We start from the raw sequence: 13,048 nt of genomic DNA, 5'->3' as shown, positions 1-13,048 counted from the left end.
GTTGCGAAGTGAGGTCTTGAGTATCACGGTCTCGGCCCCGGCTCAGCTGGTGCGCTTGCCGTCGAAACGGCGCATGCGCTCGAGGACGGAGTCGGCGGTCGGCGCGTGCATCTCGTCCACGATCACGCCGTCGGCCAGGAAGAGCACCCGGTCCGCGTAGCTCGCGGCGACCGGGTCGTGGGTGACCATCACGATGGTCTGGGAGAGCTCGTCGACCGAGCGGCGCAGGAAGGTCAGCACCTCGGCGCCGGAGCGGGAGTCCAGGTTGCCGGTCGGCTCGTCGCCGAAGATGATCTCCGGCCGGGCCGCCAGTGCCCGCGCGACCGCGACGCGCTGCTGCTGGCCGCCCGAGAGCTGGGTCGGCCGGTGCTTGAGCCGGTCGGCCAGGCCGACGGTGTCCACCACCTGGTCCAGCCAGCCCTGGTCGGGCTTGCGGCCGGCTATGTCCATCGGCAGCGTGATGTTCTCGAGCGCGTTCAGCGTGGGCAGCAGGTTGAACGACTGGAAGATGAACCCGATCTTGTCCCGGCGCAGCTTGGTCAGCTGCTTGTCCTTCAGTCCGGTGATCTCGGTGTCACCGATCCAGATCCGCCCGTCGGTCACCGTGTCCAGACCCGCCAGGCAGTGCATCAGGGTCGACTTGCCGGACCCGGACGGGCCCATGATCGCGGTGAACCGGCCGCGCTGGATGTCCACATCGACCGCGTTGAGCGCCGTGACCCGGGTCTCGCCCGCGCCGTACGCCTTGGTGACCTGCCGCGCCGCTGCGGCGTTGGCGGACGGGCCGCCTGGGTTGTCGGATGTCTGTACGGCTGCGGATGCCGTCGTCACGGTGTACTCCTCGGTCGTTGTTCCCCCGGGCCCGGCCCCCCTGAGCAGAGGAACCGAGCAGATGTACCAAAGCTAGGCGGTCCGCATGAGCAACTCGTCATCCGCCGGTAGGAACCTGGCGCGACCCCTCGTACGGGACGGGATGCGGGTACCCCTAGGGGTGCCTCCGCCTCAAGTAGCAGGGGCGGCTCGGCAGCGGCCGGCGAGCGCCCGATCAGGATGCGCCGCGCTCGGTGGTCGAGTTCGGCGGCCAAGCGGCAGGACCGTCCCACGGCTGCGACAACTCTGCTACAAGACCGCAGGTGAGCACCGTGCGGGGGTGCATTCGCGGACGGCTCGGGCATGCTCGAAGCCATGGACAACTGGGAGCAGGGCGGACCGGGCAGCGGCCGCCGACCTGGACCGGAAGGTGCGACCGGCGGCGCCGAGCCGCCACTGCCGCCTTCGCTCAACCCGCGCGGACCGGGCGCCGCACCGCAGCCCCAGCACTCGATACCCGCTTCACGGCCGCTGCCGGGTGCACGGCCGCCCGGCGGCCCGACCGGGGCGCCCGCGACGGCGCTCTCGCCCGGCGGCCCGCCGCGGCAGCCGGTGCGCCGGCGCCGGTCGCGCAAGCGGATCGCGGCCTACGTCGCGCTCGGCCTGGTCGGCGCCCTGCTCGCCACCGCGGGCGGCACCTACGCCTGGGCCGACTCCAAGCTGAACCAGCAGAACGTCCTGTCCGACTACCCGGGCCGCCCCGCCGCCGGCAAGGGCACCAACTGGCTGATCGTCGGCTCCGACAGCCGCAACGGTCTCAGCGACACCCAGAAGCAGCAGCTGCACACCGGCTCCGACGACGGCAAGCGCAGCGACTCGATGATGATCCTGCACATCGGCGACCGCGGGAACACCCTGATGAGCATCCCGCGCGACTCCTGGGTGCCGATCCCGCAGCACCTGGACACCGCGGGCACCGGCCGGACCATCCCGGCCACCACCAGCAAGATCAACTCGGCCTTCAACAACGGCGGCGGCCAACTGCTGGCGGAGACGGTGGAGAAGAACACCGGCATCCACATCGACCACTACGCCGAGGTCGGCTTCGCGGGCTTCGTCGGCATCGTGGACGCCGTGGGCGGTGTGCACATGTGCATCGACAAGGACATCCAGGACCAGGACTCCGGGCTCAACCTCAAGGCCGGCTGCCAGACCCTCAACGGGCAGCAGTCGCTCGCGTTCGTCCGCCAGCGCCACCAGATGGCCGACCAGGACCTGGGCCGGATGCGCAACCAGCAGAAGTTCCTCTCCGCACTGGCCCACCAGGCGGCCACCCCGAGCACCCTGCTGGATCCGTTCACCCTCTACCCGCTGATCGGCTCCGGCCTGGACACCCTGATCGTGGACAAGAACACCGGACTGACCGACCTGGGCTCGCTCTTCGAGGCGATGCGCTCGGTGAGCGGTGGCGACGGCAAGAGCATCACCATCCCGATCTCCAATCCGAACTACCACACGCCTGACGGCCAGTCAGCGGTCAAGTGGGATCCGGTGAAGTCCAAGCAGGTCTTCGACGCCATCGAGCACGACACCGCGCTGCCGGCGCTCTGACCGGCCCGTCAACCCAGGGGCCCCGCTCGCAGCCGTCCCGGTGATCCTGCGCGCGAGTCGGGGCCGCCGCCCGGTGCCCCTGGTCACAATGTGCCCATGTCACTGGTGACTTCGTTGATCTACCGCCGCCGCCATCCGGTATTCGGCCGCCTGCTGCGGGAGTTGCTCGCGCTCTACGGCGTGGAGGTCCCGCCGGCCGCCGAGATCGGGCCCGGTCTGCAGGTGTACCACCGGGGCTTCGGCACCGTGCTGCACCCGTACACCACCCTCGGCGCCGGCGTCACCCTCTACAACGGGGTCACCATCGGGCGGGCCGACCCCTGGGTGCCGCAGCAGCACAGTGCGATGGAGCGGGTGGTGCTGGAGGACGGCGTGGTGGTGTGCGCCGGCGCGAAGATCATCTGCAAGCGGGGGGTGCTCACCGTGGGCGCCGGCACCGTGGTCGGCGCCAACGCGGTGCTGACCTGCTCCACCGGCCCGAACGAGATCTGGGCCGGGGTGCCGGCCCGCCTGGTGGGCCGGCGCTCGGACGACGTGGCGTTGACCGGTCAGGCGGCCCGCGCGGCCGTCTGAACCCGCGCATTGATCCTTCGGCGGGTGGTCATCCGTTTAACACACCGAACCGTTCAGTTCATATACTGTGACGCCGCCACCACCAGCCGAAGGATCCCCATGGCCGCCTCCAACAGCGCCGGGCCGACCGACGAGTACGGAATCCCGATCATCCCGGAGCCGGTGGACGCCGCCCAGCGCAAGCGGCGGGCGATCATCGACGCCGCCCTGGTCGAGTTCCTGCGCGAGGGGTACTCGGCCGCGTCGATGGATGCCATCACCGCGCGCTCCGGCGTGTCCAAGGCCACCATCTACAAGCACTTCGGCAGCAAGGAACGGCTCTTCCTGGCGGTGATCGGCGGGATCCTGCCCACCACCTACGCGGACCTCGAACCGTTCAACTCCACCATCGCCGAGGCCGAGGACCTGCGCGGCGCGCTGATCACGCTGATGCTGGACTGGGTGCGGATCCTGCTCCGGCCGGACATCATGTCGCTGCGCCGGCTGGTGATCGGCGAGATCGACCGCTTCCCGCAGCTGGGGCAGCTCTGGTACCGGATCAACTACGACATGAACAACGGCCCGCTGGTCGAGGCGTTCGCCGAGCTGGACCGCCGCGGCGTGCTGCGGGCGCCGGATCCCAAGCTGGCCGTGCAGCAGCTGGTCGCCGCCACGGTGGGCGTCCCGCAGCTGGTCCACACCTTCGCGCCCGACGCCGAGATCGACGACGCGGAGCTGACCCGGGTGATCACCTCGGGCGTGGACCTGTTCCTGGCGGGTTACCGCGTGGCCTGACCGGGCCGCCCCGCCGAGGCACGCCCCGCCGAGGCGCGCGCGGCCGATTTCCGTGCGCCTCGGCCGGGCTCACGGGTGGTAGAGCTCGGTGATGCTGGTGACCTCGTTCTGGCCGGTGAGCGTGACGATGTACTTGTTGCCGTAGCAGGAGTACGGCGCCGTCACGCTGGACGGGCTGTGCAGGCAGGCGTCCTGGTGCTTCATGAAGGTGTCCAGGTCGACCGGGACCGGCTTGGCGCCGTTCAGCAGGAAGGTCTTGACGTCGTTGCTGAACGAGTAGAGCGCGGGGGTGCCGTAGCCCTCGAAGTAGCCGTCGTCCGGGATGTCGGGACCGCAGACGAACTTGGCGGGCTTGGCCTTCATCCAGATGTGGGTCAGGTAGCCGTTGTCGGTGGCCTCCACCACCTGACCGCTGAAGTTCTTCATCGCCAGCTGCGTGCAGTCCGAACCCGGGGTGGTACCGGACGACTTGGTGGCGGTCGGCTTGGCCGCACCGGTCGGCTTGGCCGGGCTCGCGGCGGTCGGCTTGGCACTGGTCGACGGCGCCGCGCTCGGGGCCGCAGTCGGCGTGCTCGCAGCGCTGGAGGCGGCGGCGCTGGGCGAGGACCCGGCCGAGGTGCTGGTGTCGTCCGGGCCGCAGGCGGTCAGTGCCAGTGCGGCGGCGGCGACAATGGCGGCGGCGGCGATGCGAGTGGCCTTCATGACTGGTTCCCCCTGGGGTCGGCGACCGGGTCCTGACCGGTCGTCACGGACGATCACTTATGTCTACGCAACACACCCCGCCCTCGGTTACCCCTGTTGCGCGCCTGTGACAGGCTCCGGACAGCTCCAGGCAGTTGTCGCAGCCGGACCCGGCCCCCGGGAGGCTGTGACAGCGGAAACGACCGGTGGCAGTGGAAAACGGCTGGTGGCAGTGGAAAACGGCCGGCGGCCGGCGGATCATCGCGATCCGCCGGCCGCCGGCACGGGTCAGGTCTGCTCGACGAACGTCAGGCGCTCGGCAGGTTGCGGGCCATCACGATCCGCTGGACCTGGTTGGTGCCCTCGTAGATCTGGGTGATCTTGGCGTCGCGCATCATCCGCTCGACCGGGTAGTCGCGGGTGTAGCCGTAGCCGCCGAGCAGCTGGACGGCGTCGGTGGTGATCTCCATGGCGACGTCGGAGGCGAAGCACTTGGCGGCGGCGCCGAAGAAGGTCAGGTCGGCGTCGACCCGCTGCGACTTGGCGGCGGCGGCGTAGGTGAGCTGGCGGGCCGCCTCCAGCTTCATCGCCATGTCGGCCAGCATGAACTGGATGCCCTGGAAGTCGCCGATCGGCTTGCCGAACTGCTTGCGCTCCTTGACGTAGCCGGCGGCGTAGTCGAGGGCGCCCTGGGCGATGCCGAGGGCCTGGGCGGCGATGGTGATCCGGGTGTGGTCCAGGGTCTTCATCGCGGTGGCAAAGCCGGTGCCCTCCGCGCCGATCATGCGGTCGGCCGGGATCCGGACGTTGTCGAGGTAGACCTCGCGGGTCGGGGAGCCCTTGATGCCGAGCTTCTTCTCGGGGGCGCCGAAGGAGACGCCCTCGTCGCCCTTCTCGACCACGAACGCGGAGATGCCCTTGGAGCGCTTCTCCGGGTCGGTGACGGCCATCACGGTGTAGAACTCGGAGACGCCCGCGTTGGTGATCCAGCGCTTGACGCCGTTGAGCACCCAGTAGTCGCCGTCGCGCACCGCGCGGGTCTTCATGCCGGCCGCGTCCGAACCGGCGTCCGGCTCGGAGAGGCAGTAGGAGAACATGCCCTCGCCGCGGGCCAGCGCGCCCAGGTACTTGGCCTTCAGCTCCTCGGAGCCGGACAGCTGCACCGGCAGCGAGCCGAGCTTGTTGACCGCCGGGATCAGCGAGGAGGAGGCGCACACCCGGGCGACCTCCTCGATCACGAGGACGGTGGCGAGCGCGTCGGCGCCGGCGCCGCCGTACTCCTCCGGGACGTGGACGGCGTGCAGGTCGTTCGCCTCCAGCGCGTCCCGGGCCTCCTGCGGGAACCGGCCCTGCTCGTCGACGTCGGCCGCGAACGGGGCGATCTTGGCCTCGGCGAGCGCGCGGACCGTCTCACGGAGCATCTGGTGCTCCTCCGAGATCTGGAAGAGGTCGAAATCGGCACTGCTCGCCATGGTGTGCGCCCCTCTGCGTATGAACGTTAGTTACTGTTAAGTAAGTCCACATTCTAGGCCTTACCCCTGCGTAGCAGGGACGTGACGTGGGTGACATGGCACCAGCCGATACCATCGGTGGCTGCACCTCGTCCCGCCCGTGCCGGTCATACCCCGGCGGCCCGTAAAGGGGAACCCCCGTGGCCCTGCGCATCTCGGTCATCGGCACCGGCTACCTCGGCGCCACCCATGCCGCCTGCCTCGCGGAGCTGGGCTTCGAGGTGCTCGGACTCGATGTGGACCAGGAGAAGCTGGCCTCCCTGGCGGCCGGCCGGGTCCCGATGTACGAGCCCGGGCTGAGCGAGCTACTGGTCAAGCACGTCGCCGGGCACCCCGGTTCGACCGGGCGGCTGCGCTTCACCTCCTCCTGGCAGGAGGTGGGCGAGTTCGCCGACGTCCACTTCATCTGCGTCAACACTCCGCAGCGCCGGGGCGAGTTCGCCGCCGACATGTCCCATGTGGACGCGGCCGTGGACGCCCTGGCCCCGCAGCTGACCCGCCCGGCCCTGGTGGTCGGCAAGTCCACGGTGCCGGTCGGCAGCGCCCGGCGGCTGGCCGAGCGGCTGGCGGCGCTGGCCCCGGCCGGCGACGGCGTCGAGCTGGCCTGGAACCCGGAGTTCCTGCGCGAGGGCTTCGCGGTGGGCGACACCCTGCACCCGGACCGGATAGTGATCGGGGTGCGCGAGGGCGGCCGGGCCGAGGAGCTGCTGCGCCAGGTCTACGCGACGCCAATGGCAGAAGGCGTGCCGCTGGTGGTCACCGACTACCCGACCGCCGAAATGGTCAAGGCCGCCGCCAACTCCTTCCTGGCCACCAAGATCTCCTTCATCAACGCGATGGCCGAGGTCTGCGAGGCCTCCGGCGCGGACGTGACGCTGCTCAGCAAGGCGCTCTCCTACGACGAGCGGATCGGCGGCCGGTTCCTCAACGCCGGCCTCGGCTTCGGCGGCGGCTGCCTGCCCAAGGACATCCGGGCGTTCATGGCCCGGGCCGGCGAGCTCGGCGCCGACCAGGCGCTGACCTTCCTGCGCGAGGTCGACTCGATCAACATGCGCCGCCGCTCCCGGATGGTCGAGCTGGCCCGCGAGCAGTGCGACGGCGGCTTCCTGGACCGGCGGGTCGCGGTGCTCGGCGCCGCGTTCAAGCCGGACTCGGACGACATCCGGGACTCCCCCGCGCTCAATGTGGCCGCCCAGATCCAGCTGCAGGGCGCCCAGGTGACGGTCTACGACCCGCGCGCCATGGACAACGCCCGCAAGATGTTCCCCTCGCTCAGCTACGCCGACTCCCCCATCGAGGCCGTCGCCGGCGCCCATGTGGTGCTGCACCTGACGGAGTGGCAGGAGTTCCGCGAGCTGGACCCGGCGGTGCTCGGCGAGGTGGTCGCCCGCCGGCGGCTGCTGGACGGACGCAATGTGCTGGACGGCAAGCGCTGGCGGGCGGCCGGCTGGCGCTACCGCGCGATGGGGCGCCCGTTCAGCGAGTGACCGCGCGTCAGCCGAGCAGCCCGCGCTCGTAGCCCTCGGCGACGGCCGCCGCGCGGTCCCGCACGCCGAGCTTGGCGTACAGGTGCAGCAGATGGGTCTTGACGGTGGCCTCGCTGATGAACAACCGGCGCGCCGACTCCTTGTTGGTACTGCCGGCCGCCACCAGCCGCAGCACCTCCAGCTCGCGCTCGGTCAGCGCCTCGGCGGCCGGGCCGGGGGCGGGCTCGCGCATCCGCCCCATGAGCTTCTGCGCCACCGTCGGCGCCAGCACCGCCTGCCCGGCCCGGGCCGCCCGCACCGCGCGGACCAGCTCCTCGCGCGGCGCGTCCTTGAGCAGGTACCCGGTGGCGCCGGCCTCGACCGCCGGCAGCACGTCGGCGTCGCTGTCATAGGTGGTCAGCACCAGCACCCGCACCGCCGGCGCCCGGTCACGCAGCCGCCGGATCGCCTCGACGCCGCCGACCTCGGGCATCCGCAGGTCCATCAGCACCACGTCCGGTGCCAGTGCCAGCGCCCGGTCGACCCCCTCGGCGCCGTTCCCCGCCTCGCCGACGACCTCGAAGTCGGGATCCCCCTCGAAGACACCGCGCAGCCCGTCGCGCACGATGGGGTGGTCGTCGACGATCAGCAGGCGAATGGTCACGGTGCATTCTCCAACAACCCGCCGGCACCCGGGACCCGCAGGGCGGGCACGCTGATGCTGAGCGCGGTGCCCTCGCCCGGGGCGCTCTCGATCGCCAGGCTGCCGCCGACCTGCAGCAGCCGCTGCCGCATCGCCGTCAGGCCGTAGCTCTGGCCGCTCGCCGTCTCGTCGGGCGGCTCGAAGCCCACGCCGTCGTCCAACACGTCCAGCAGCACCACCTCGTGGGTGTAGCTGAGGGTCAGTCCGACCCGGGAGGCCCGGGCGTGCTTGGCGATGTTGGCCAACCCCTCCTGGGCCGCGCGGAACAGCACCACCTCCAGGGCGGGCGGCAGCGGGAACGCCGTACCGGTCACCGTCACCCCGGCCGCGACTCCCGAGCTGCGCTCCCAGCGCTCCGCCAAGTCCTGTACGGCATCCGGCAGTTGGGCGTCGGCCAGCGGACCGGGCCGCAGCGCCTGGACCGAGCGGCGGGCCTCCGCCAGGCTCTCCCTGGCCAACTGGCGGGCGGTGGCCACATGGTGGAGCCGCCGCTCGGGATCGGCGTCGAACCGCTCGGCTGCCTCCAGTTGGCGGACGATCCCGGTCAGCCCCTGGGCGATGGTGTCGTGGATCTCCCCGGCCATCCGCTGCCGCTCGTCCAGCACCCCCGCCTCGCGGGCCTGCGTCACCAACTGCGCGTGCAGCCCGGCATTCTCCGCCATGGTCTCCCGCAGCCGCCGGTTGGCCTCCGCCAACTCGTCGATGTACCGGGCCCGCTGGCGACTGCGCTGGTCCTCCTCGATGGCCTGGTAGGTGACCGCGCCGGCAATCACCACATTGACCACCACCAGACCGCAGTAGATGCCGATCAGACCGCCGCGCAGGTTCTGCACACCGCCCAGCTGGCAGACGGCCATCAGCGCGGCGGTGACCGTGATCCCCGGCCACCAGAGCCGCCGCGGCAGCACCGACACCTTCAGATAGCCGACGAAGCCGAAGAACCCGAAGAACGGGCTGAGCAGCACCAACACCGCCATCAGCGCCAGCAGGCCGGTGTAGTAGACCACCGCCTTGACCCGCCGCCGCTCGCTCTCGGCCTGGTCGACCTCCATCGACCAGCACCAGCCGGCGGCGATCACGGACAGCACCAGCACCGGCACCCGGTAGCCGGTGCCGCCCGGGCCGAGGGCCAGCGAGAGCGCCGCGGACAGGGCCAGGCCCAGATACGGTATCCAGCCCTGGAACCGGCCGAGGCGGCCCTCCGTCGCGGAGATCGGTGCGTCCGTCGTCACATCGGCCATGATGACGGGCCGGTCATCGCCCGGTGCCACCGCCCTCACTCCCACCGGAAGGTGCGGGCGGCGAGCAGCCCGGCCGCCACCGTGTAGCCGGCCAGCACCAGCAGGTGCTGCCACAGCTGCCCGTGGCCGGACCAGGCCGCCGTCACCGCCCCGAACGGGATGAACTCGCAGATCCGCTGCAGCACCTGGGGCAGCTGCGCGATCGGGACGTAGAGACCGGTGGCGAAGAAGTTGAGCACCATCAGCGGGACCCCGAGCCCGCTGGCCGCCGCGCCGGTGCGGGCCCGGGCGGCGATCAGCAGCCCGAGTGCGAGCACCGCCGCGCTGCCGAACAGCAAGGTGACCAGCACCGCGCCGGGGTTGGCCGGGGTGGAGACGTCGAAGGCGAGCGCGCCGATCGCCACGACCACGGCCACCCCGGCGGCGGCCAGCCCGGCGATCACGGCCACCAGCGCGGCCAGCATCCCGGCCGCGGGCACCGGGCTGACCGAGAGCCGGCGCAGCACGTCCTTCTCCCGCCAGCCGGCCATCGTCATCGGCAGCGCGGTGCAGGCCAGGAAGAGCGGCACCATCGCGGCCAGGGTGGGCACATAGACGTCGATCACCCGCTTGCCGCCCAGGGTGGCGGCCGGGGTCTGGAAGGCCGGGATGTTGCCGAAGATCACCACCAGCAGCACCGGCAGGCCGAGCCAGGCCAGCGCGGCCGGCTCCCGCAGCAGCAGCTTGGCCTGGGTGACGGTCAGGGTGCGCAGGCCCCGGCGGGGGAAGCGGAGAACAGCGGACATGGCGGGCTGGTCCTTCGTCAGGAGGGGGATGGGGTGGCGGCGCGGGGTGGCGGCGCGTCAGTCGGCGTCGGTGTGGCCGGTCAGGGCGATGAAGGCGTCGTCCAGGCTGGCCTGTTCGACCCGCAGGTCGGCCGCGATGATCTGGGCGCGGGCCAACTGGGCGGTGACCGCGTGCACCAGGTTGCCGGTGCCGCTGATCTCCACCACCGCTCCGTGCCAGATGAGTTCGGCCACCTCGGGCAGCGCGCGCAGCACCTCCTCGGGCAGCGGGGCGGACGGCCTGAAGCGCATCCGCTGCCGCTGCCCGGCCCGGGCGGCCAGACCGGCGGGCGTGTCCACCGCGACCACCTCGCCGCGGTCGATCAGCGCCACCCGGTCGCAGAGCCGCTCGGCCTCCTCCATGAAGTGGGTGACCAGCAGCACCGTGACCCCGGTGTCGCGGACCTGCTCGACCAGCTCCCAGGTGGTGCGGCGGGCATGCGGATCGAGGCCGGTGGTCAGCTCGTCCAGCACCACCGCGCGCGGCCGGCCGATCATCGCCAGCGCGATCGCCAGCCGCTGCTGCTGGCCGCCGGAGAGCTTCTTGTAGCGGGCACCGGCCTTCTCGGCCAGGCCCAGCCGGTCCATCAGCTCCACCGGGTCGGCCGGCTGCCGGTAGAACGAGGCGTAGAGCTCCAGCGCCTCGCGGACCCGGAGCTTGTCCGGCAGCCCGCTCGCCTGCAGCTGGACCCCCAGCACCTGGCGCAGCTCGTCCCGCTGCCGGACCGGGTCGAGGCCGAGCACCGAGACCCGCCCGCCGTCCGCCTGCCGCAGCCCCGACAGGCACTCCACCGTGGTGGTCTTGCCCGCGCCGTTGGGGCCGAGGATGCCGAAGATCTCGCCCTGCTCGACCTGGAACGAGACGTCCCGCACCGCGGTGACCTGCCCGTACCGCTTGTGCAGGTGCTCGACTTCGATGACGGCCATGACCGGCCCCCCTTTCGGATCGTCTGCGGCGTTCCCGCCGTGCCTCCAATCTCTCGCGCGGACCCCCTCGGGGGATCGATCATCGGGTTGGCTTCGGACCGCGAAACGATGGATGCCGGACATCAGCCGGACGTAGGGCCCCGGCATCAACCATTCGGTTGATGCCGGACCCGGAATGCGCCACGGGCGGGGGCGGTTCCAGTGGTCATGACTGACTTCCGGGACTCGGCGACCGTCCGCAGGATCCTCACCCAGAGCGGTGACACCTGGGCGATCGTCGGGCTGTCCAACAACGAACGGCGAGCCGCCTTCGGGGTCGCCAAGGTGCTGCAGCGCTTCGGCAAGCGGATCGTGCCGATCCACCCCAAGGCGGAGGCGGTGCACGGCGAGCAGGGGTATCCGTCGCTGGCCGCCGTGCCGTTCCCCGTCGACGTGGTCGATGTGTTCGTCAACAGCGAGCTGGCCGGTCAGGTGGCCGACGAGGCGGTGGCGGCCGGTGCCAAGGCGGTCTGGTTCCAGCTCGACGTGATAGACGAGGCGGCCTTCGAACGCACCACGGCGGCCGGTCTGGACATGGTGATGGACAAGTGCCCGGCCATCGAGATCCCGCTGCTCGGCTGACCGCCCTCGCCCCCGCCCGGGCGGCCGGCTGACGGCGGGTCGGCTCAGCCGTCCGGGCTCGGTGATCAGCCGTGCGGCTCGGGCGCGATCAGTCGTCCAGCTGGGCCCGGGTGGCGATCGAGGGGCGGCGGGTGGTCCGCAGGTGGCGGGCCGCGTCCTCGGCCGCGCGCAGCACCCGCAGGGCGTTCTGCCAGGTCAGCTTGGCGAGGTCGGCCTCGGACCAGCCTCGGTCGAGCAGTTCGGCGATCAGGTTGGGGTAGCCGGAGACGTCGTCCAGACCGGCCGGGGTGTAGGCGGTGCCGTCGAAGTCGCCGCCGATGCCCAGGTGGTCGATGCCGGCCACCTCGCGCATGTGGTCCAGGTGGTCGGCGACGATGGCCGCCGTGGTGACCGGGCGCGGCTCGCGCTCCTCGAAGGCGTGCAGCACCTTCATCGCCTCAGGGGTGTGGTCCAGCGGGTGGAACCCGCGCGCCTCCAGCTCCGCGGCGGCCTTGGCGGTCCACTCCCGGGCCCGGGCGTCGATGAACTGGGGCACGAAGGTGGCCATCGCCACGCCCCCGTTGGCCCGCAGCTGGGCCAGCACGTCGTCCGGGATGTTGCGCGGGTGGTCGCTGACCGCGCGGGAGGAGGAGTGCGAGAAGATCACCGGCGCCTCGGTGACCCGCAGGGCGGCGCGCATGGTGTCGGGCGAGGTGTGCGAGAGGTCGACCAGCATGCCGAGCCGGTTCATCTCGCGGACCACCTCCTCGCCGAACCTGGTCAGCCCGCCGGCTGACGGCTCGTCGGTCGCCGAGTCGGCCCACGGCGTGTTCGAGTTGTGGGTGAGCGTCATGTAGCGCACCCCGAGCTCGTAGAGCGCCCGCAGGGTGGCCAGCGAGGAGTTGATGCTGTGCCCGCCCTCGGCGCCCATCAGCGAGGCGATCCGCCCGTCCGCCCGGGCCGCCTCGACCTGGTCGGCGGTCAGTGCCAACCGCAGCCGGTCCGGGAACCGGCCCGCCAGGGCCCGCACGAAGTCGACCTGCTCCAGGGTGGCGCTGACCGCCTGATCGCCGGTCAGCTCGCAGGGCACGAAGACGGACCAGAACTGCGCCCCGACCCCGCCGGCGGTCAGCCGGTCGAGGTCGGTGTGCAGGCGGTGCCGCTGGTCGGCCGCCAGGTCGATGGCGTCCAGGTCGTAGCCGGCCTGCTCGCGCATCGCCCACGGCAGGTCGTTGTGACCGTCCACCACGGGCGCGCCGGCGAGCAGCGCCCGGGCCCTGGAGAGCTGTTGGGGAGACGCCGTCCCCCCATGAGGAGAAGTCATCCC

At 71.5% G+C, this 13,048-nt stretch carries 13 protein-coding genes; 5 read left to right on the top strand and 8 right to left on the bottom strand.

What is annotated here, in order from left to right:
- Nucleotides 1-42 precede the first annotated feature (42 nt).
- On the bottom strand, nucleotides 43-831 hold the full coding sequence (locus tag E6W39_RS26615) for an ABC transporter ATP-binding protein (protein WP_101381539.1): 789 nt from the start codon (nucleotides 829-831) through the stop codon (nucleotides 43-45).
- Between the two features lie 354 nt (nucleotides 832-1,185).
- Between E6W39_RS26615 and E6W39_RS26610 the strand changes: the two genes are divergently transcribed.
- The 3 genes from E6W39_RS26610 to E6W39_RS26600 all read left to right on the top strand — a co-directional run bounded on the left by E6W39_RS26610 (nucleotide 1,186) and on the right by E6W39_RS26600 (nucleotide 3,768).
- Complete coding sequence (locus E6W39_RS26610) at nucleotides 1,186-2,421, top strand: LCP family protein (protein ID WP_141635665.1); 1,236 nt, start codon at nucleotides 1,186-1,188, stop codon at nucleotides 2,419-2,421.
- A 96-nt stretch (nucleotides 2,422-2,517) separates the two neighbouring features.
- Nucleotides 2,518-2,994 (top strand): serine O-acetyltransferase, encoded by a 477-nt coding sequence (locus tag E6W39_RS26605; RefSeq protein WP_141635664.1) that lies wholly within the window; start codon nucleotides 2,518-2,520, stop codon nucleotides 2,992-2,994.
- A gap of 99 nt (nucleotides 2,995-3,093) precedes the next feature.
- The gene (locus E6W39_RS26600) at nucleotides 3,094-3,768 is read left to right on the top strand and encodes a TetR/AcrR family transcriptional regulator (protein WP_141635663.1); all 675 of its coding nucleotides are present in this window, start codon (nucleotides 3,094-3,096) and stop codon (nucleotides 3,766-3,768) included.
- Between the two features lie 69 nt (nucleotides 3,769-3,837).
- On the opposite strand, the gene E6W39_RS26595 is transcribed toward E6W39_RS26600, so the two are convergent.
- Nucleotides 3,838-4,470 (bottom strand): hypothetical protein, encoded by a 633-nt coding sequence (locus E6W39_RS26595; protein ID WP_141635662.1) that lies wholly within the window; start codon nucleotides 4,468-4,470, stop codon nucleotides 3,838-3,840.
- Between the two features lie 287 nt (nucleotides 4,471-4,757).
- Complete coding sequence (locus tag E6W39_RS26590; RefSeq protein WP_101381534.1) at nucleotides 4,758-5,921, bottom strand: acyl-CoA dehydrogenase family protein; 1,164 nt, start codon at nucleotides 5,919-5,921, stop codon at nucleotides 4,758-4,760.
- A gap of 179 nt (nucleotides 5,922-6,100) precedes the next feature.
- On the opposite strand from E6W39_RS26590, the gene E6W39_RS26585 reads away from it, so the two are divergent.
- On the top strand, nucleotides 6,101-7,447 hold the full coding sequence (locus E6W39_RS26585) for a UDP-glucose dehydrogenase family protein (RefSeq protein ID WP_141635661.1): 1,347 nt from the start codon (nucleotides 6,101-6,103) through the stop codon (nucleotides 7,445-7,447).
- 7 nt (nucleotides 7,448-7,454) lie between these two features.
- Here E6W39_RS26585 and E6W39_RS26580 read toward each other — a convergent pair whose 3' ends face one another.
- Genes E6W39_RS26580 through E6W39_RS26565 form a run of 4 tightly spaced genes read right to left on the bottom strand, consistent with a single transcriptional unit; the run spans nucleotide 7,455 to nucleotide 11,121 of the window.
- On the bottom strand, nucleotides 7,455-8,090 hold the full coding sequence (locus E6W39_RS26580; protein WP_141635660.1) for a response regulator: 636 nt from the start codon (nucleotides 8,088-8,090) through the stop codon (nucleotides 7,455-7,457).
- Nucleotides 8,087-9,361: a sensor histidine kinase gene (locus tag E6W39_RS26575; RefSeq protein ID WP_228718371.1), complete on the bottom strand. Its 1,275-nt coding sequence runs from the start codon at nucleotides 9,359-9,361 to the stop codon at nucleotides 8,087-8,089. The genes E6W39_RS26580 and E6W39_RS26575 overlap by 4 nt, the downstream gene beginning before the upstream one ends.
- Nucleotides 9,362-9,405: 44 nt before the next feature.
- Nucleotides 9,406-10,155, bottom strand: a complete 750-nt coding sequence (locus tag E6W39_RS26570) for an ABC transporter permease (RefSeq protein WP_141635659.1) — start codon at nucleotides 10,153-10,155, stop codon at nucleotides 9,406-9,408.
- Between the two features lie 57 nt (nucleotides 10,156-10,212).
- Nucleotides 10,213-11,121 (bottom strand): ABC transporter ATP-binding protein, encoded by a 909-nt coding sequence (locus E6W39_RS26565; RefSeq protein WP_141635658.1) that lies wholly within the window; start codon nucleotides 11,119-11,121, stop codon nucleotides 10,213-10,215.
- A 207-nt stretch (nucleotides 11,122-11,328) separates the two neighbouring features.
- On the opposite strand from E6W39_RS26565, the gene E6W39_RS26560 reads away from it, so the two are divergent.
- Nucleotides 11,329-11,742: a CoA-binding protein gene (locus E6W39_RS26560; RefSeq protein ID WP_141635657.1), complete on the top strand. Its 414-nt coding sequence runs from the start codon at nucleotides 11,329-11,331 to the stop codon at nucleotides 11,740-11,742.
- An 88-nt stretch (nucleotides 11,743-11,830) separates the two neighbouring features.
- Here E6W39_RS26560 and E6W39_RS26555 read toward each other — a convergent pair whose 3' ends face one another.
- Nucleotides 11,831-13,045, bottom strand: a complete 1,215-nt coding sequence (locus E6W39_RS26555) for a dipeptidase (RefSeq protein WP_141635656.1) — start codon at nucleotides 13,043-13,045, stop codon at nucleotides 11,831-11,833.
- Nucleotides 13,046-13,048: the final 3 nt, after the last annotated feature.

It is taken from the genome of Kitasatospora acidiphila (genome assembly GCF_006636205.1).
GTDB lineage: Bacteria > Actinomycetota > Actinomycetes > Streptomycetales > Streptomycetaceae > Kitasatospora > Kitasatospora acidiphila.
Note: the sequence above shows the minus strand (reverse complement) of the source record. Positions and strands in the feature narration are given on the sequence as shown.